This window comes from Citricoccus sp. NPDC079358, from assembly GCF_040702545.1.
In the GTDB taxonomy this organism is placed as follows: Bacteria; Actinomycetota; Actinomycetes; order Actinomycetales; family Micrococcaceae; genus Citricoccus.
Map to the genome: position 1 here is coordinate 301,096 of NZ_JBFBLI010000001.1, position 17,100 is coordinate 318,195.

The 17,100-nt window shown below is 66.9% G+C and carries 19 protein-coding genes; 11 read left to right on the forward strand and 8 right to left on the reverse strand.

Translation table 11 applies throughout. The features are described 5' to 3' along the window. Nucleotides 1-15: 15 nt before the first annotated feature. The 3 genes from AB0333_RS01420 to AB0333_RS01430 all read right to left on the reverse strand — a co-directional run bounded on the left by AB0333_RS01420 (nt 16) and on the right by AB0333_RS01430 (nt 2,629). Nucleotides 16-768, reverse strand: a complete 753-nt coding sequence (locus tag AB0333_RS01420) for a superoxide dismutase family protein (RefSeq protein ID WP_366216988.1) — start codon at nt 766-768, stop codon at nt 16-18. A gap of 100 nt (nt 769-868) precedes the next feature. Continuing rightward, nucleotides 869-1,417, reverse strand: coding sequence for an RNA 2',3'-cyclic phosphodiesterase (gene thpR, locus AB0333_RS01425; protein ID WP_366216989.1), 549 nt, complete (start codon nt 1,415-1,417; stop codon nt 869-871). Between the two features lie 81 nt (nt 1,418-1,498). Continuing rightward, nucleotides 1,499-2,629, reverse strand: coding sequence for an aromatic acid exporter family protein (locus AB0333_RS01430; RefSeq protein ID WP_366216990.1), 1,131 nt, complete (start codon nt 2,627-2,629; stop codon nt 1,499-1,501). Nucleotides 2,630-2,753: 124 nt separating this feature from the next. Here AB0333_RS01430 and AB0333_RS01435 point away from each other — a divergent pair, with 124 nt between their 5' ends. From AB0333_RS01435 to AB0333_RS01460, 6 genes are all read left to right on the forward strand, one after another. After that, entirely contained in the window at nt 2,754-3,434 is a 681-nt protein-coding gene (locus tag AB0333_RS01435) for a GNAT family N-acetyltransferase (protein WP_366216992.1), read from the forward strand. A 193-nt stretch (nt 3,435-3,627) separates the two neighbouring features. Next, nucleotides 3,628-3,729 carry a SipW-dependent-type signal peptide-containing protein gene (locus AB0333_RS01440; RefSeq protein WP_366216993.1) on the forward strand — a complete coding sequence of 34 codons (102 nt, stop codon included), beginning with the start codon at nt 3,628-3,630 and terminating at the stop codon, nt 3,727-3,729. Between the two features lie 54 nt (nt 3,730-3,783). Then, a complete protein-coding gene (locus AB0333_RS01445) occupies nt 3,784-4,305 on the forward strand; it encodes an acyl-CoA dehydrogenase (protein ID WP_366216994.1) in 522 nt (173 codons plus the stop codon). A gap of 11 nt (nt 4,306-4,316) precedes the next feature. Continuing rightward, nucleotides 4,317-4,892, forward strand: a complete 576-nt coding sequence (locus tag AB0333_RS01450; RefSeq protein ID WP_366216995.1) for a signal peptidase I — start codon at nt 4,317-4,319, stop codon at nt 4,890-4,892. Nucleotides 4,893-4,914: 22 nt separating this feature from the next. Next, a complete protein-coding gene (locus AB0333_RS01455; RefSeq protein WP_366216997.1) occupies nt 4,915-5,781 on the forward strand; it encodes a hypothetical protein in 867 nt (288 codons plus the stop codon). A gap of 53 nt (nt 5,782-5,834) precedes the next feature. Then, nucleotides 5,835-7,526 carry a choice-of-anchor G family protein gene (locus AB0333_RS01460; protein ID WP_366217188.1) on the forward strand — a complete coding sequence of 564 codons (1,692 nt, stop codon included), beginning with the start codon at nt 5,835-5,837 and terminating at the stop codon, nt 7,524-7,526. A 58-nt stretch (nt 7,527-7,584) separates the two neighbouring features. On the opposite strand, the gene AB0333_RS01465 is transcribed toward AB0333_RS01460, so the two are convergent. The 4 genes from AB0333_RS01465 to AB0333_RS01480 form a co-directional block, all read right to left on the reverse strand. Continuing rightward, entirely contained in the window at nt 7,585-8,445 is an 861-nt protein-coding gene (locus tag AB0333_RS01465) for a hypothetical protein (protein ID WP_366216998.1), read from the reverse strand. Next, nucleotides 8,442-8,999, reverse strand: a complete 558-nt coding sequence (locus AB0333_RS01470) for a signal peptidase I (protein ID WP_366216999.1) — start codon at nt 8,997-8,999, stop codon at nt 8,442-8,444. The genes AB0333_RS01465 and AB0333_RS01470 overlap by 4 nt, the downstream gene beginning before the upstream one ends. A gap of 17 nt (nt 9,000-9,016) precedes the next feature. Then, nucleotides 9,017-9,571 (reverse strand): SipW-dependent-type signal peptide-containing protein, encoded by a 555-nt coding sequence (locus tag AB0333_RS01475; protein ID WP_366217000.1) that lies wholly within the window; start codon nt 9,569-9,571, stop codon nt 9,017-9,019. Between the two features lie 100 nt (nt 9,572-9,671). Next, a complete protein-coding gene (locus tag AB0333_RS01480) occupies nt 9,672-10,211 on the reverse strand; it encodes an alternate-type signal peptide domain-containing protein (protein ID WP_366217001.1) in 540 nt (179 codons plus the stop codon). Between the two features lie 322 nt (nt 10,212-10,533). Between AB0333_RS01480 and AB0333_RS01485 the strand changes: the two genes are divergently transcribed. Beyond that, entirely contained in the window at nt 10,534-10,926 is a 393-nt protein-coding gene (locus AB0333_RS01485; protein ID WP_366217002.1) for an Hpt domain-containing protein, read from the forward strand. Here AB0333_RS01485 and AB0333_RS01490 read toward each other — a convergent pair. Then, nucleotides 10,919-11,848: a response regulator transcription factor gene (locus tag AB0333_RS01490; protein WP_366217003.1), complete on the reverse strand. Its 930-nt coding sequence runs from the start codon at nt 11,846-11,848 to the stop codon at nt 10,919-10,921. The genes AB0333_RS01485 and AB0333_RS01490 overlap by 8 nt on opposite strands. Nucleotides 11,849-11,931: 83 nt before the next feature. On the opposite strand from AB0333_RS01490, the gene AB0333_RS01495 reads away from it, so the two are divergent. From AB0333_RS01495 to AB0333_RS01510, 4 genes are all read left to right on the forward strand, one after another. Beyond that, the gene (locus AB0333_RS01495) at nt 11,932-13,641 is read left to right on the forward strand and encodes an ATP-binding protein (protein ID WP_366217004.1); all 1,710 of its coding nucleotides are present in this window, start codon (nt 11,932-11,934) and stop codon (nt 13,639-13,641) included. Nucleotides 13,642-13,741: 100 nt separating this feature from the next. Continuing rightward, nucleotides 13,742-14,932 (forward strand): tRNA (adenosine(37)-N6)-threonylcarbamoyltransferase complex transferase subunit TsaD, encoded by a 1,191-nt coding sequence (tsaD, locus tag AB0333_RS01500; protein ID WP_366217005.1) that lies wholly within the window; start codon nt 13,742-13,744, stop codon nt 14,930-14,932. Nucleotides 14,933-15,018: 86 nt separating this feature from the next. Beyond that, nucleotides 15,019-15,522: a hypothetical protein gene (locus AB0333_RS01505; RefSeq protein ID WP_366217006.1), complete on the forward strand. Its 504-nt coding sequence runs from the start codon at nt 15,019-15,021 to the stop codon at nt 15,520-15,522. Nucleotides 15,523-15,678: 156 nt separating this feature from the next. Then, nucleotides 15,679-16,995 carry a hypothetical protein gene (locus AB0333_RS01510; protein WP_366217007.1) on the forward strand — a complete coding sequence of 439 codons (1,317 nt, stop codon included), beginning with the start codon at nt 15,679-15,681 and terminating at the stop codon, nt 16,993-16,995. The last annotated feature ends 105 nt before the right edge of the window (nt 16,996-17,100 follow it).

The following is a 17,100-nucleotide window of genomic DNA, read 5'->3' on the forward strand; positions in this document are numbered from 1 at the left end:
TAACGTGGGGGGCGATCAGCCGGCTGCCTCGACCACGCCGCAGGCCCAGCGGAAGCCCGCGTCGCCGGTCCCGGTGGTGTCCTCGTCCGGGCCATCGGGGGCATAGCGCTCGGGGATGTTGGCGAAGTTGTCCGGGCCGGAGTGCAGCATCATCGCGGCACCGTCCTCATCCTGCAGGTGCTCGGCGGTGAGCCGGTCGGTCTGGAAGGTCAGGTGCCCCTCCCCGGACTCCTGCACCAGGATGGGAGGCAGGTCCCCGGCGTGGTCGGGGTGGTCGGACTCGTCAGCACCGATGTGGCTGCCGGCCGAGAGGAACGCCCCCAGTTCGGAGGGGTCGTCCGGCGCGGCACTGTCCGGGTTGCACTCGCCGATCTCGTGGACATGCAGGCCGTAGAAGCCGGGCTCCATGCCGGAGACCTCAACGGTGAACTCCATCGCCCCGTCCATCTCCCGGATCTGCGCGGTGCCGACCTCACTCTCGATGTCCTGCATGCTCGCCGTGTAGTCCGCGGGTGCACCGGAGTCCTCCTCGCCCGAACCACCCGTGCTCGTGGAGTCGGATGCCGCGGTGTCCGTAGTCTCCGCGCCCTCAGTGGCTCCGGGGCTCAGGGACTGGACGCCGCCGTCGGGCGCGGACGCGCCGCCCTCCGGCGTAGCCTCGGATGCGCCATCGGGTGCGCAGGCACCCAGGACGAGAATGCCACCCAGGCCCAGCAGGGCCGCCGTCGTGCGGAGCGGGGTGTTCCTCGGGGAAAAACGCGCGGTCATGATGTGTCCTCTCCTCGTGCCGTGGCCGCCGGAAGAGCGTGAGAGAAGCCGACCGCGCACGGCGTGGCACCTTCCACGCTACCGACGCCCACCCGTCCCGTCAGGGGGCCAAAAGTACCGTCTTCACGGTCCGATGTCGCGGCCGGTGGCCATGCCCCTGGAGTGTCGACTCGACCAGGTGCACCTCATCCACGGTCCAGATCCGCGAGCTGAACGTCTCCAGCACGCGGATCCACCGTGTGGCATTCGTGCGGCCCGGGCGCGCCAGTGTCAGGTGCGGATGAAAGGCCTTGCCATCAGGCACGACGCCGGCCCGGTTGCCCGCCCCGCGCGCCTTCCGCGCCAGCCGGGTCAGGTCCTCGGCACCGTCCTCGACGCCCAGCCACAACACCGCGGCACTGTCCGGATGGGGGAATGCCCCGGCACCGTGCAGGCCGCAGGGAAAGGATTCGACGCTCCGGACGGCGTCGTCCAGGTTCTCCTCGAGTGGCTCGAGGGAACGGTCCGGGACGGATCCGAAGAACGCGAGCGTCAGGTGCATCTGCTCCGGGCCGGCCCAGGTCAGGCCCGGGCGGACGGAGAGGAACTCGGCCAGTTCCTCCCGGACGTCGTCGGGCGGGTAGACAGCCACGAACATGCGGGTACCCATGGTCGATTCCTATGTCACGCAGGGTCCAGATGGCAAGACCCAGAGGGCAAGATCCAGAGGGTAAGAAATCGCAGCCGTTCGTCAGGCGTCGGGTTCCCGGGCCTCACGCGAGGACGCCACGTCGTCCACGATGACGGCGAGGTGCCGCACGCTGGTGATCAGCGAGCCGTAGATCGGCCATGCGGACTGCGGGAGATCGTGGTCATCGGAGAGTTCATGGGACAGCGTGGTCAACCGGTCGTTGATCGGCTCCACCTCGGCGTCGGGGTCCGCGATGGCCTGCCCGCAGTCGCGCACGATGGCCACCCACTCGGTGCGGAACCGATCGTTCCACGCGCTCTCCACATAGGTCGCCTGGCGCAGGGTGCGGGCCAGGTGCCGCAGGTGGGAGATCCCCTCGTCCACCCGGGTCAGGATGTCCGCATAACCGGCTCCCTCCTCGGTGGCCGACGGGGGGTGGTGGTTCTTCGAGGGGCGCACGCGGTGCAGGTACGTCCGGGGATTGGCCCGGTGACTCTCCTGGGCGAACTGCACGAGTCTCCACGCCGTTCTGGTGTCCTCCTCCATGGACCGGGTCTCCTCGATCCACTCCTCGGCGTTGTCCGTGTCCCAGGACTGGGACATCTGGTCAGCCATGTCCACCAGCAGCTCGCCCATGCGGCGGTTGATGGAATCGACGTGCTGGGCGGCCTGCCAGTCCCGCAGCGGCGGGACAACGAGGAAGTTGACGGCGATCCCGATGGCGACGCCGACGCCGACTTCCAGCATGCGGTCCAGCAGTAGGGGCTCTTGGTCATTGAACCCGCTGCTGAGGAGGAAGATGCCCGTGGTGGCGATAGCCACGCCCTCGTCCCGGATCCAGCGGATGCGGGCCAGGATGAGCCCGACCATCAGCGCCAGGGCATACGTCCACACGTTGACGCCGAGATAATTGCCCACCACGAAGGACAGGCCGACGCCGATGACGGAGGCCACCGAGGTTTGCAGGCCGCGGGAGATCGACTGGTACACCGTGGTGTGCACGGTCAACAGGGCGGTCCACGGTGCCAAGAACGGCATTTCGGTCGTCAGGACGAACATCGAGAACCACCAGGCCGCGGTGGCCGCGATCACGCTCTTGATGGTTTGGGACACGGCCGTGAAGACGCCCGGCCGGTTCAGCCGCTCGACCAATCGGTCTCGGAGGGAAAGCTCCGGCTGCGATCGGTCCACCGTGTGAGAATCGCCCATGGTCAACCCGCCTCGCTCCTGGTCACTCCGTCACCCTAATGCCGATGCCGGGCCAGCCGTGAGAGCCGTGGTCCGGGCAGGAACGGCGGTTCGTAGAATAGCCCGCATGCCTACTCCTTCCGAGCCCGTGGACGAGTTCGATGCCACCTCCTCGACCGCCGCTGACCCCGTGCTGCCCGCCGGCTATTCGCTGCGACTCCTGGACTGGGCCGACCTGCCCGCCGTGCACACCCTGGAGAATCGGCTGTTCCCGCTCGACGCCTGGCCGCTGTCCTTCTTCGAAGAGGAACTCGCCCAGGCCGTCCCGGAGCCCGACGGCGGCACGCGTGACTACCGCGTGATCACCGGCCCGGTGCCCGGATCGGCATCCGGCACGACGGCGACCGGCACAGCGGTGACCGGCACAGCGGTCATCGATGCGGACCGCGACGCTGGTACGGGGGAGGCCGCCGACGTCGTGCTCGGGTACTGCGGGCTGATGTGCGTGCCGCCGCTGGCTGATGTGCAGACCATTGCCGTGGCTCCCGAGGCCGAGGGGCACGGACTGGGCACGGCGATGCTGCTGTGGATGGTGGCCGAGGCCGCGCGCCGCCGGGCGACCGACCTGCTGCTCGAGGTGCGCGCGGACAACCCGCGGGCCCAGCGGCTGTACGAACGCCACGGCTTCGAGCACATCCACACGCGGGCGGGGTACTACCCAGGTGATCCGGGCGTTGGAGGTGGCCGGGTGGACGCGCTGATCATGCGCCGTCACCTGGGGGTCCGGCGGAACCTTGCCGGCGCATAGGACCGTCCTTCCCCGGGGCCCTCTCCGCCGCTCTGGTCTCCCAAGAGTTAAGGGGAATCAGACTGGAAATGTATGAATGTCGTCATTGTCAAAGACCGACTAGAGAATTCCATCGCTTTCGACGATGGTTGAAGTGGACCGTGTGCAGCGCTCGCGCCGGCCGTTCCGGATCATTGGATGATGAGGGGAAATCATGCAGAAGAAAACGCAGAAAGTTTGGGCTGTCGGAGCCGTAGCCGCTGTGGTGGGGGTCGGCGGACTGGCAACCCTGGCCGCCTGGAACGACTCCGAATGAATCTTCGCCGGCGATGGTGCCGGCGGCCCGGGTTTGGGGGCATCCAGCTTCAACGTGCAGCAGAACCGTGACGCAGACGTTCCGCCGACGGCGGCCTCCACCTGGGATGACCATGAGACGAATCCCGGTGGCGAGGTCGTATTCACCCCGGGCGCGCTGAACCTGACCCCGGGCGACAGCGTGTACGCACCGGTGGCCCTGAAGACCGGAGAGGGCTCCATTGCGGGATCCCTCGCACTGCAGCCGCCGGTCGAAGCAACTGGCGTGGCCACGGACGCCGGGCTCTGGGGAGCGCTCACCTACTCCGTCAAGGCCACCGAGACCCCGACCGCCTGCAACGCAGCCACCTGGGATGCCTTCGGGACCGAGGTGATCCCGGCCGGTACGGGATTCGAGACCGGCGTGACCCCGGCCCAGCAGCAGCTGGCGGCGGATGAAGCCAACATCCAGTACTACTGCTTCGAGGTCACCCTGCCGGCAGACGCCCCGGGCGTGGACGGCCTTCAGGGTCAGACCGCCGCTCCGGCCTGGCAGTTCATCGCCACGTCGGTGGACGCCGAGACCGCGACTCCCTGAACCGGGGCACCGTGAGGACGCCCTCCACGGGACGGCAGATACGACGGGGGCTGACCAGCACCGGGCTGGTGGTGCTGGGATTGGCCGGCCTCCTGGTGGTCACCTGGTACGTGGTCAGCTTCCTGACCGGGGCTCGGATCGTGGTCTTCATGACCGGTTCGATGTCACCGGAGCTGCCCACGGGATCCGCCGCCATCAGCGTGCCCGTGGCCGCCACCGAGCTGGAGATCGGGGACGTGGTGACCCTGCAGCGGGACGATGCCACGCTCCCCGTCACCCACCGCATCACCCGGATCGACCCGGGACCTGCGGGAGCTGGCGACGGGGTCCGGTCCTTGACCCTCCAAGGCGATGACAACCCGGTGCCGGACCAATTCCCCTACGTGGTGGACGCCGTCCACCGGATGGTCGTGGGCGCCCCACACGTGGGGGCCGTGCTGGAGGACCTGCGCTCGCCGTGGGTGATCCTGGGCCTCACCGCCGTCGTCGCCGCCTTGGTCTTCTCCGTGTTCTGGCCCGACCCCGAGGAGGACACCGCCGATTCACCGTCCGGATCCACCGAACCACTGTCCGAACCGACCGCCTAACCCATCGCCGAAGGGAGCGTCCATGCCGATGAGCAACCGCAGGCCCCGCCGGGCGCGGCGGTGCCTTGCCGTGCTCGGGGCGGGCGCCGGCGTCGGGATACTGGCGGTCACAGCTGGCGGCCTGCCGCCGGCCAGCGGCGCGCTGCAGGATGTCCCGGAGACCGGGCAGGACGGCTACCTGGTGTTGCGGGCGGATCCGTACCCGGCGTATTTCACCGGGCTGACCCCGGGAGACCGGGTGGCCTGGACCATCGAGACGCGGCTGGAGAACGAGCCCGCCGGCAACCTGAGCCTGCGGCTGATGGGTAGTGGGGATCTGGTGGACCACACTCACGGCATCCGCATCTCGGTCCGGTCCTGCACGGAGCCCTTCGCCACCACCAAGCCGGAGGCACTATGCCCGGGGGAGGAGGCCCGACTGGTGGAGGCCACGCGGTTGGCTGACGTCGGTGATCCGGTAGGCCGGGGGCCCGACGGCGGCGCGCAGGGAATCGGCGCGGACGCCAGTGATCACGGCGCGGCGTCGGGCACATGGACCCTGGCGGACCTGGAATCCGGCAGCCCGCGGTACGTCATGGTGACGATGGGGCTGCCGTCCGAGGCGTCCTGGGACGACAGCCTGCAGGGCCTCACCGGGGACGTGGGCGTGGGCCTGTACGCCTCGGGCGCAGCCGCCGGCCCTGACTCCGGCCCGGACGCGGCTCCTGATCCGGCCCCCGGTACTGATCCCGACGCGGATTCCGACACTGACGGGATTCTCGGAACCCAGACGCCGATGCCGAGGACCGGCACCGTCGGGATACTGTTCCTGGCCGTCGCCGCGGGGCTGGTCCTGGTGGGAGTGGCGCTGGCGGCGTGGGCCCGCCGCCGGAGCGGGGGGCGGGCATGAGCCGGCGTCGCTGGTGGATGGTTGGACTCCTGGCCGGAGTCCTGGCCATGGTGATGGCGGCCTCTTCCGTCACGGGAGGGATCGTCCCGACGCTGGCCTCTTGGAATGACCGCGAGGTCGCTCATGGTCGGTTGGGCGTCCTTGACTGCACCGATCCCCAGGGGGCGTTCGCGACTCGCGGTGCGGGAACCATGGTCAGCGGTTCCGCGCTGGGGGTCAATCTGGACAGTGCGGCCGAAGTGCAGGATGCGGAGGTCCTCCAGGATGGTGATCGTTCCTGGACAGAACAGGGGGCGCCTACCGATTCCTTCGATGCGTACTTCGCCCCGCTCGGTGTGACGGCCCTTGAGTTCCTCAGCGTGGGCCTGGGGCTCATCCAGCTGCCTTTGGACACTGATACCGGCGTGATCGGACAGTACGGCCAGGCGCAGTCCACTGGGGAGGCCGTCGGGGCATCCGGGCTGGTCAATGACGAAGGGGTCATCGCTCTGGAGCCGGGCACCGGCGAACCACAGCTGGCCACGCTGCAGTTGTTCGAGCTGTTGGGCTCCCTCGACCACGACGTGGCTTCACTGGTGGGCGAGAACGTGGCTGATGTGGACCTGGAGGTCGGGGCCGTGGCCGGGCGCGCCGAGCTGGACGGTTGTGCGGCGGAGTTCGGGGCCCTGAATGAGGCCGTGACCCGGGAGTACCTCGTCTCCTCCGTGGACACCGCGGTGGAATCGCCGGCCGTGGGGGACCTGGTCACCGGCGTCAATGGCGTGCTGACCGGGCTGGAGAACGCCGTCAACGGGCTGGCCTCCAACCGCGGCGTTCTGGACCAGCTCACCTCCGGCGTCTCCAGTCTCGTCGGCGGCCTGCTGGGAACGCTTCGCCTGGGCAATGTCGGCGTCTCACTGACTGCGACCATCGACCTGAGCAGTGTCCGGAGTTTCCTGGCCGCTGACTTCGGCGACGAGTCGGGCGTGCTGACGATCAACCCTGGAACCGGGGTGGTCACGGTGGACACGGCGGCCCTGCTGGCCGCCACCTACCCGGGTGAGTACTCCCAGGGCCTGAACGGACTTCCGCCCAACACGGACCTGCTCGCCGACCCGGCCGTGGTGAACGCCCTGACCACCGCACTGACCCAGAGCCTCGATGACTGGCTGGCCGAGATTCAGACACTGCTCTCCGGGGCCCTGGATGCGGTGCAGGTGAGCGTGGACGTGACCCTGTCGCTGCGCCTCCTGGGACTCCCGATCGCCAATGTGGACGCCCATGTGGAGGGAGGCTTGGCTGACCTGCTCGCAGGGAGCCTCGCCGCCACCACAGACGTCAGGCTGCTCGGATTGCTCGACCTGGGACTTCTCGATCCCTTGGTCAACGGGTTGGTCAATGGGCTCGGCGGCACGGTGGGGACCATTCTGGACGGAGTACTGCGCCCCCTGTCCGCCCTCGGGTCTGCGGTCAACGCCCTCACCACCCCCATCGTCACCGCCGTCTCGAACCTCTACAACGTGCTGTATCTCGACGCTCTGGTGTCCCTGAGCCTGAACAACCAGAACGTCCCGGTCAACGGCAGCACGCCACCGCCGGAATGGGAGGGAATCCCCTCAGGCCAGTTCGAGGTCTCTGCACTGCGGCTCGGAATCCTCGACGCGGCGGGTGACGCGCGCGTCAGGCTCCACCTGGGGCGAGGCTCAGTGGGGCCTGTCTGCTTGCTGGACGCTGCCGCCCAGCCAGCAGGGTGCCCCGAGACGTGAGCACCACTCGCGAATCGACGTGCCACCCGGTTGAGAACACCCAGCAGCTCAGTGGCGACTACGGGCAACTGCCCCATTGGAACGGTTTACCGCCGGGGTTGTACCGGGCGAAGACGAAGTCCTGAGAATGACCGTTGCCGACGAGCCGGTATGCGCCGGTGCCGCTGAGACGGTACCGGGTCCCGCTGATGCGGACGAGCTCAGCGTTCTCTGCGGTGATCTTGTTGGGAAGGGTCGAGGCACAGACGTGATCGGCCAGATCCACGTCAACCTCCCACGGCAATTGGAACCTTGAGCCGGACGTGACCTGTACCCGCAAGGCAACGCCGTAGGAGTGGCTGCTGGGATCCACCCGGATCTTCGGGGCGGCATAAGCGGTCGGGTCGACTGCGGGCATGGCCGGGTTGGCGCAGTAGCCAACATCTGCGGAAGCACCAGGGGCCAGCGTGCGCTGGTAGTTGACCCCACCGATAGTCCAGAGCCCGGTGGCGGAGTCGTAGCCGGTGGTCTTCCCTCCCCAGAAGCCCCGTAGCGTTCCCGTTCCGTTCGACTTCACCGTGGTCGGATCCAGCCCCCAGTAGGGACCCTTGCTGGTGTCAAAGGTGACCGACCAGATGAGGGGTTCATCGGAAGTGTTGGAGATCCGGAAGTCGTGGCAGAACCCGAGGCCCGTTGGCCCGTCGTAACGGAAGGAACCTGACGGCTCGGAATAGGCCAGCCTGGGGTCCAGTCCGATGGGCCTGGTGCCGTCTGTGGCGTCTCCGCTACCGTCCTCGTCTGCGCCCCACGTGCCCGTGGTGACCTGAGACGACACGGTTCCGGACAGCGACCACAGGGCCGCCGCCCCGGCGACGCCGAGCCCACCGAGGAACACCGTCAGGAACACCGCGACGGCGACGCGCCACATCCTGCGGGTCATCGGTTCTCCCGGCGGTCTTTGAGGGCCCCGCGGATCATCGTGACGGCGCCCCAGGCTATGAGTCCGATGGCCAAGACCGTGATGACGGAGCATCGGTCCGAATTGCCGAGGGCGTTGGCGAGAAAGCCGACGTAGGGCACGGCGTAGGACAGCTTGCCGCGAACCTGGACTTCCATGACCGGGTTCTCATCGGCCACGTCATTGTTGTCCCCCTGGGTGATCAGCATGCGCTCACCGTCCTGGCTGGCCGTGAGCGAGGTGATGCGGTGAGTGATGACCTCTGGACGCGCGGACTCCACCTGGTAGGTGATGACATCGCCGGTCTGCAGGGAGTCGAAATCGGTCGGCTTGACGACCAGGAAGGTGCCCGGAGGATAGCTGGGTGCCATCGAACTGGTCAGCACGGAGTAGGTCTGGGAACCGGTGACGAGCGGGACGATGATCAGGACGATTGCCGCCAGCGCGGAGACACACAGTGCGATGAAGGAGAGGGCCTGACCAGCCCCGCCCATCCAGGAGGGGAGACGTCGGCGCTGCTGGCGGTGCATGCTCATGTCCTGTTCCTACTTCCTTACTGGATCTGGGTGGCGGTCACCGGTACGGCCACGGTGGCGGTGGTCTGCGTCAGGGTGCCGGGTGCATTCTGCGGAAGGCTCATCCGGAGGCACAGGCTCGCGGTGGCGCCCTTGGTGATGGTGGTGGCCGTTGGAGTCGAGGTGTAGCTGGCGTCGGCGCACTTGTTGGAGGCCGGCATGGATGCCGTCTGGATGGTCAGATTCGAGGCCAGGGCAGCTGGAGTGTTGGACGTCGTCGGTTGCCCCAGGACCGTTCGCAGGGAGAACGGTCCGCTGGCATTGGTGGCGTTGGTGATCGCGATGATCGAGTAGACCGGAGTCTTCGGCGTCAGGGCCGCGCCCGAGGTCTCGGGTCTCGCGGTGGCCGTCACACCCTGGGATGCCAACGGTGATCCGTTGACCGTGACGCTGAAGTCCGCGGCCTGGACGGTGCCCATCTGCGCCGGAGCGGAGGCGTTCCACAGGGCCCAGGTGCCTCCGACCCCCAGCAGGCCCGCCACCACCGCCAGGGAGATGACTGCAGCAGTCTGCACCATGGTCTTGATGCGCATGTCATTTCCTCAGGTGTCAAAGAGCGGCGGTAGCGGACCACGGGTGGACCGGGGATGGTCACCCGCTGCGTGGGGTCGGGACGGTACGGACCGGAGCGGATCAGCTGGCGGGAGTCGGGGCCTTCTGATCCAGGACGTAGGCGAGCCGGGTGAGGTCCAGCTCCTGGTTCATGTCCTCCTGATTGTCGGCGTCGAAGGCCAGGGTGGCGGAGGCGGTGAATGTGCCGGACTCCACATCGGTCGAGCCGTTGTAGGCCGTGATGGCAGCGTCGGCGGCCCCGGCCTTCGTCACAGTGAAGTCCTCCAGGGTCAGGTTGTTGGAGAAGCCGTTGGTGACTCCGGAGGTGTCGACGGACAGGGTGGCCTCCAGTTGGTCACCCTCCAGCCCGACCTCAAGTTGCTGCGTGTAGGTGAGTTCCTCGCCCGGGACGATGCGGTACTCGGTGATGTCCGAGATTGGATTGTTGGAGAGGTTGGAGGTCCAGACGCCCGTGCTCGAGGTCAGCTCCATGCTGCCGGCGGCCATGGTCCCGGCATTGGCGGTCTGCTCGACGTTCCACACGGCGAGGGTGCCGCCGCCGCCGAGGAGGAGGGCCACGCCCAGGCCGGTCACGATGGCGCCCTTGGTCATCTTCTTCATGTCAAAACCCCTTGCTGAGAACGATCTTGGCCGGGGCTGGCGGGGATGCCAGCGCCGGCGTCGATACTGAGACGGTGCAGGAGCTCTCGGAGACTCGTCGACGGGGATGTCGATGCCGCTCCCGGCTTCCTGCTGAGATCTATTTCAGGCCTCGGGCCTCAAGCCAGGCCTGCGGGTTGACGACGGATCCCCACAAGGTTTCCCATAGATTCGCCGCGCCGACCTTGAGGCTCCCTTTGGGAAGCGGGGCCGGCGTGGGTCTTGAGCAAAGCTTTGGGGAAAGCCCGGCGTGGTCCTGCGCAAAGGGGAGCATCATGAGTTCATGACCATTGCACCAGTACTTGATACTGATGCGCTGGGCCGGTTGGGGGAACAACTAGGCGATACAGACATGCTGTGCGGATTCATCCGCCGCTATGAGGCCATGCTGGACCAGCGCGTCGAACGGCTCCAGCATGCCCTCTCCACCCAAGACCACGAGGACTGGATGGACGCCGTTCTCAGCCTGAAGACCGCCTCGGCCATGGCCGGTGCCAAGGCGCTGTCCGCATTGGCGGCCCGCCTCCAGGAGGACTTCGCCAAACGTCCGCCGGCCCCCGTCCACTGGCCCCCTATGGAGCGGCTGGCCGAGATCATGGAAACGCTACGCCGTCTGGCCGCCGAGACTGCCCGGCAGCTGCAGTTATTCGTACAGCAGCTCGCGGGAGTTATCTGACATCCCGTGGGCTGCTCGCCATGCGGTAGCCCACCCCACGCACGGTCTGCACCCACCGCGAAGTCTTCGGATCGTCCCTCAGCTTGCGCCGCAGGTTCCCCAGATGCACCTCCACGGTGCGCTCGTCCGCCAGGGAGACGAAGGTCCCGTTGTCTGGTGCGTCCCCGCGGATGACGCGGGACAGCTCCGACTTCGACCGCACCACGCGGCCGCTGAGCATCAGCGTTTCCAACAACAGGAACTCCGTCGGGGTCACGGAGACCTCGCGGCCCTCTGCCACCACCTGGTGCACGGTCGGGTACAGCTCCAGTCCGTCCAGGGACAGGTGCCGATCGATCTGGACTGGTTTCTCGGTGGAGGCGGTCGGCACCGCGCCACTGGAGGTCTCCAGGACGGGCGCATGTGCCGGCGGGGCCGCCGTGGGGCACGGCCCGGGGCTGGAAGGCGAGGACGCGGCACCGTCGTCCGTGGGTTCGAGGGACGACGCCGGCCCGCGGGACTGCTCGCTGCCTCCCGGCAGCGCGGGGACGGCCGGAGCTGCGACGCTGCCGCCGCGGGGACGGCGTAACATGGCCTCGATCCGGGCCCGCAGCACGCGGGGGCGGAACGGCTTGGTGAGGTAATCGTCAGCACCGGCGTCCAGGCCCAGGAGGGTGTCGATCTCCTCGCCGCGGGCGGTGAGCATCACGACGTAGGCGTCGGTGAACTGGCGCACTTGACGGGTGACCTCGTAACCGTCAAAGTCCGGCAGACCCAAGTCAACAGTCACGAGGACGGGGTCGTAGTCTCGCACGGCACGCACGCCGTCGGTCCCATTGGTCGCCTCATGCACCTTGAAGCCGGACTGGCTCAGGAGGGCAACCATGAGTCCTCGGATGTCATCGTCATCCTCGACAACGACCGCGACACGGCGATCCTCCACGTGAAACACCCCCAAGATAGTCTGAGGTCCAAGGCTACCGTGGAGTGGGGCGTCTCATGCCTCGCAACGAACGGAGTCAAACCGTGTCATCCGCTACCCCCACGACGACGCTTCCCCCCAGGGAGGCTCGTGGTCGCCGCTACTTCGGCCAGTTCTCGCTGAGGCGCCGCGTCCTGTTCTCACAATTGCCGCTGGCGATCTCCACCGTCCTCGTGGTCATCGCGGTCTTGGTGATCGATCCGGGCGTGGCCATGGAATCCCCCTTCCTGGCCATCGGCTTCGGCGGCATCATGTTCCTGACGTTGTTGGCGGGGGCCGTTCCGTGGCACCGGCTGCCTGCCGTGCTCTACTGGGTCATCCCGCTGCTCGATTTCGTCGCGATCGCTCCTCTCTGGACTGCCGCACGTTACGTGCTTGACGGCATGGTCCTCCTGACGGCCTTCCCCGTCTTCTGGCTGGCATGGTCAGGTCTCTACCCCATGCTTGCCCTGAGCCTCGGCTTCCTCGGAACGGCCGCCGTCAGCTGGTGGCCGTATGTTTCCGAAACGACTCCGTTCTCGGACGCCCTCATGGAATCGAGCGTGACCCGGCCGGTCATGGTGCCGTTCATGATGCTGTCCCTGGGAGCCGCGGCCAGCATCCTGACGCGCAGCATGGACAAGCAGCGCATGGAACTGAGGGCCTCCCTGGAGACCTCCAAATCGCAGAATCGGATGCTGCAGACGGTGGTGGAGACCTCCGACGTGGGAATTCTGGTGGTGGACCGTGACGGTCACGACATCCTGATGAACCAGGCGCAGCGGCGCATGCACTTCATCGGCATGCCGCCCGGGGCAGAGGACGCTGCGGAACACGAGCTGCTGGTCTTTGAAGCGGACGGCACCACTCCCATCTCCGCCCCGGACCGGCCCGTGGTCCGTGCCCTGCAGGAGGAGGACTTCCGCGGCCGGATCATAGCCCTGGGCACGGACGGGAGCCAGCAGCACCTCTCCGTCTCGGCGTCGCCGATGTACGACGAGGACAACCGATTCGATGGCACCGTGGTGGTGTTCCAGAACGTCACGGACTTGATGGACGCCATCCAGGCCCGCGAGCAGTTCGTGGCCGAGGTCTCCCATGAGTTCCGCACCCCGCTGACCTCGATCATCGGCTACCTCGACCTGGCACTGGAGGAAGACCTGGACCCGGCCCTCCGCCAGTTCCTCAATACGTCCATGCGCAATGCGGAGCGGTTGCTCAGTCTGGTGACGAGCCTGCTCGACTCCGCCGCAAACACCTCCAAGGTCTCCGTGCAGGACGTGGACCTGGCCCGGCTCACCCGGTACAGCCTCGAGTCAGCCACGGTGCGTGCGCAGCACAGCGACCTCACCTTGGAGTCTGACCTTCCGGACCGGTTCGAGGCCGTGGCTGACCCTGTCAAGATGGGCCAGGTGGTGGACAACCTGCTCTCCAACGCCATCAAATACACTCCCGACGGCGGCTCGGTCACCGTCTCACTCCGCCGTCTGCCCGGTGTGGACGGGGGCGGGGACTGGGCCGAACTGGTCATCAAGGACACCGGATTCGGCATGACCGACGCGGAGCGAGGCAAGCTCTTCACGAACTTCTACCGCACCGAGCACGTGCGAAAGGCTGCTATCCCCGGCACCGGCCTGGGCCTGGCCATCACCCAGGGCTTCGTCCGAGCCCACGGCGGGGAAATCCTCGTGGCCTCCGAGAAAGGCGTGGGCTCCACGTTTACGGTCCGCATCCCGGTCGACGGCCCCGCCACGGAAGGATCACGAGAGCAGTAATTGTGGGGCGGTTCGGCGAGTCGCTACATCAACCGCGGCCGTGATCCTTCCGGACGATGGTTCCGGCGGGGCTCAGCGGTCCGGTCCTAGAATGAGGGGCATGCCTGACACCGTTCCATCCGCCGCTCGAGCCGCAGCCCCGCTCGTCCTCGGTATCGAGACCTCCTGTGATGAGACCGGATTCGGCATCGTGCGTGGGACCGAGTTGCTGGCAAATGCGGTGGCCTCATCCATGGAGGAGCATGTCCGCTTCGGCGGGGTCATCCCCGAGATCGCGGCCCGGGCCCACCTCGAGGAGTTCATCCCCACCCTGCAGCAGGCCCTGGACACCGCCGGCGTCACGCTGGAGGAGATCGACGCCATCGCCGTCACCTCCGGCCCCGGCTTGGCCGGCGCCCTCATGGTCGGGGTGGCCGGAGCGAAGGCCCTCGCGCTCGCCGCGGACAAGCCGCTCTATGGCATCAACCACCTGGTGGCCCACGTCGGGGTCGGCGTGCTGGAAGGGGTGGCCGAGAGCGGAACCGGGCCGGCCGCTGTCGTGCTCGGGGAAGGGAACACGGACGGCGAGCAGTCCGTGGAGCGCACGTCGGCACCGCTGCCTGAGAACCTCGGTGCCCTGCTGGTCTCCGGCGGGCACACCGAGATCCTGCAGGTCAACCGCCTCACCACGGATGTCGCTCTGCTCGGCTCCACCATCGACGACGCCGCGGGCGAGGCCTATGACAAGGTCGCCCGGCTCCTGGGCGCCGGCTACCCGGGTGGACCCGTGATCGACCGGCTGGCCCAGCAGGGCGATCCGAAGGCCTTCCGCTTCCCGCGGGGCCTCAGCGCGCCGAAGTTCGTGGGCAGTGCGGAAGAGCCCGGCAAGCACCGCCACAGCTGGTCCTTCTCCGGGCTGAAGACCGCCGTGGCCCGGTGCGTCGAGCAGTTCGAGGCCGCCGGTGTGCCGGAGGACCAGATCCCGACGGCGGACATCGCCGCGTCCTTCCAGGAGGCGGTCGCGGACGTGATCACCGCCAAAGCGGTCCGCGCCTGCACGGAGCACGGCATCACGCACCTGCTGCTCGGTGGGGGAGTGGCCGCCAACTCCCGGCTGCGCTCGCTGCTGGCCGAGCGGTGCGAAACCGCCGGGATCGGGCTGACGGTGCCGCCCGTGAGGCTGTGCACGGACAACGGGGCCATGGTCGCCGCACTCGGGGCACAACTGGTGGCCGACGGGGTGGCACCGTCCGGCCTGGACTTCGCCGCAGATCCCGGCCAGCCGGTGGAGAGCATCTCGCTGGTGGCCTGAGCGGCGCGGATGGGGAGTTCTCCCCATTGTTGCCTCTTACCGGGTCCTCCTAGTCTGGAGGAGACGAGGAAGGGTGGCGCTCGCACATGAGTTCCTACTGGATTGATCTGGACGGATGCCAGCAGGTCATCAATGACCTTGAGGGGATCCTCTCCAACGACAACAAGCATTTCACTGGCCTGGACGTGGACAAGGACTCGGTGGACACCGGGACCTACGGGACGGACGAGACTGACCAGATTCAAGACAGCGCCGAACGGACTAATGCAGCTTACAAGCAGTTCTACGATGAGCAGTTGATTCCCCACTACAAATCGATCGAGAGTGACATTCGCAGCCTCATCGATGCAATGCGGGACGTGGTCGTCTACTACGCATCAGGGGATGCTGCGATGGCTGCTGATGCCGCCGGCGCGGAGAACGTATATCCGGAGTTCCGCACCGGGGGAGAACACGGTGAGCCGGACAACTCACGGCCAACGCCCGACGATCCAGAGAACGGAGCATGGGAGTACACGCCGCCGTCCGATGCTGAGACGCCCGGTTCCTACAATCCTCAACCCTTCAACACCGCCCACGACGCCCCGTAGGGCAGCGACGGATAGAGCACCATGAGATTCGAGACCATACGTTGGCAAGAGGCGTCGGTCCCTGACAACATCCTTCCTGAAGAGCATGACAACTTCGTGTCATGGGCCGTGCCCCTACCTCCCTCATCGCGAGTTGCCGTGGGGGCGGAAAACACCATGGAAGCTGTCCGCAAGACCCATGATGTCCTCATGGACGTTGTACGTCAGTGGTCCCGGTTCAAAGACGTCTATGGGGGCGCTGACAAGGAGACGGTCTTCGCTGCGATGACCCCGGTGGCCGAGAAACTCGGTGGACTACTGCACGGTGCCGAGATCTTCGCCTCTGCGGCGACCACCTTCGATTCGACCATCCAGACGCAACAGGGCAAGAAGGAACCGTATGACTACTGGGCTCGGGGTTGGCTGACCCGCTTCTACGAGTATGACCGGGACAAGAACAAGGTCTATACCGGGGAATGGGAAGAGGAGGACTACGTCCAGAAGCACGGCAGGACGCCGACGGACCACCTCTCTGCCCTGGAGCAAGAACGGCATGAACACCAGCAGACGGCCATTGACATCTACCTGACGATTGAAGAGGCCCGCATCGCCATGGCAGATGCGGTGTCCGCCATCGATATGGATGAGCTGTCCCAACTCGCCTACGTCAGCCGGACCTCGGCACTGGAGATCATGGAGTCGCCCGAGGAACTGGCAACACTGCTCCAAGGGAGCCACTTCTTCGGTGGGATCGACGGCCTCTCGGAAGCCGATTACCTCAAGATCGCCGAATCCGTTCCGCTCGAAGACCTGCCCTACGACTACATGGACGCCGACGGCGTGAAGTGGTCCTACAACGAGGCAGGCGAGCTGGTCCGATCCGGCTCCGCGGAGGATCCCTACCTGACCTATGCGGTCCAGCTGGCGATCGCCCAGGACGAGGACTACAACGACATCGAACTCACCAATGTCACCGCCCCGGACGGTTCGTCGTTCGCGGATCCCCCGAACATGGTGGAGTACCTGGCTGCACAGGGCATCAACGTTGCCAGCGGGAAGATCGAGGGAGTGCCTAAGAGTGCGATCTTCGACGCCGCGTACAAGAGCATCGGCCTGGATACTGCTGGCAAGAAGTTCTTCGACGTCAACGTCACCGTCATTACGGGACTGGTGTCCAGTGGATGGAACACCAAGGAGTTCGAGAAGGAGTTCTCGGAACAGAATCCGCTCCTCAGTGATGAACAGGTCACCACCCAGACTCGCCGGGTTCTCGCCCAGGAGATCTTGACGTTCATGGCCTCGGGCGCCGTCGATGCCGGTGCGGGGGCCGGGGTGACTGCCTTGGGAGTCGGCGGTGTGCCCGGTTGGCTCCTCGTCGCCTTGATCTCCTGGGGTGGTGGCCAGTTGGCCACGGTGGTCATCGACGAGTCCTTCGACGAGACCTGGACCGAGGAAGAACGCCAGAAGGCGTACGCCGAAGGGGACATCGTCTGATGGCCCTGTCCCTCCCACCGCGTTGGACTACGATCGCCCTCCCGGGAATGGACCTGGGGATGCTCCCGCGTGTTGAGGGGCGGCCCTTGCGGCCGACCCTCATGG

Coding starts and splice junctions, on each gene's coding strand:
- AB0333_RS01420 (WP_366216988.1), bottom strand. CDS start 768: ATGACCGCGCGTTTTTCCCCGAGGAACACCCCGCTCCGCACGACGGCG.
- thpR (WP_366216989.1), bottom strand. CDS start 1,417: ATGGGTACCCGCATGTTCGTGGCTGTCTACCCGCCCGACGACGTCCGG.
- AB0333_RS01435 (WP_366216992.1), top strand. CDS start 2,754: ATGCCTACTCCTTCCGAGCCCGTGGACGAGTTCGATGCCACCTCCTCG.
- AB0333_RS01440 (WP_366216993.1), top strand. CDS start 3,628: ATGCAGAAGAAAACGCAGAAAGTTTGGGCTGTCGGAGCCGTAGCCGCT.
- AB0333_RS01455 (WP_366216997.1), top strand. CDS start 4,915: ATGCCGATGAGCAACCGCAGGCCCCGCCGGGCGCGGCGGTGCCTTGCC.
- AB0333_RS01460 (WP_366217188.1), top strand. CDS start 5,835: ATGGCGGCCTCTTCCGTCACGGGAGGGATCGTCCCGACGCTGGCCTCT.
- AB0333_RS01465 (WP_366216998.1), bottom strand. CDS start 8,445: ATGACCCGCAGGATGTGGCGCGTCGCCGTCGCGGTGTTCCTGACGGTG.
- AB0333_RS01470 (WP_366216999.1), bottom strand. CDS start 8,999: ATGAGCATGCACCGCCAGCAGCGCCGACGTCTCCCCTCCTGGATGGGC.
- AB0333_RS01475 (WP_366217000.1), bottom strand. CDS start 9,571: ATGCGCATCAAGACCATGGTGCAGACTGCTGCAGTCATCTCCCTGGCG.
- AB0333_RS01480 (WP_366217001.1), bottom strand. CDS start 10,211: ATGAAGAAGATGACCAAGGGCGCCATCGTGACCGGCCTGGGCGTGGCC.
- AB0333_RS01485 (WP_366217002.1), top strand. CDS start 10,534: ATGACCATTGCACCAGTACTTGATACTGATGCGCTGGGCCGGTTGGGG.
- tsaD (WP_366217005.1), top strand. CDS start 13,742: ATGCCTGACACCGTTCCATCCGCCGCTCGAGCCGCAGCCCCGCTCGTC.
- AB0333_RS01505 (WP_366217006.1), top strand. CDS start 15,019: ATGAGTTCCTACTGGATTGATCTGGACGGATGCCAGCAGGTCATCAAT.
- AB0333_RS01510 (WP_366217007.1), top strand. CDS start 15,679: ATGGAAGCTGTCCGCAAGACCCATGATGTCCTCATGGACGTTGTACGT.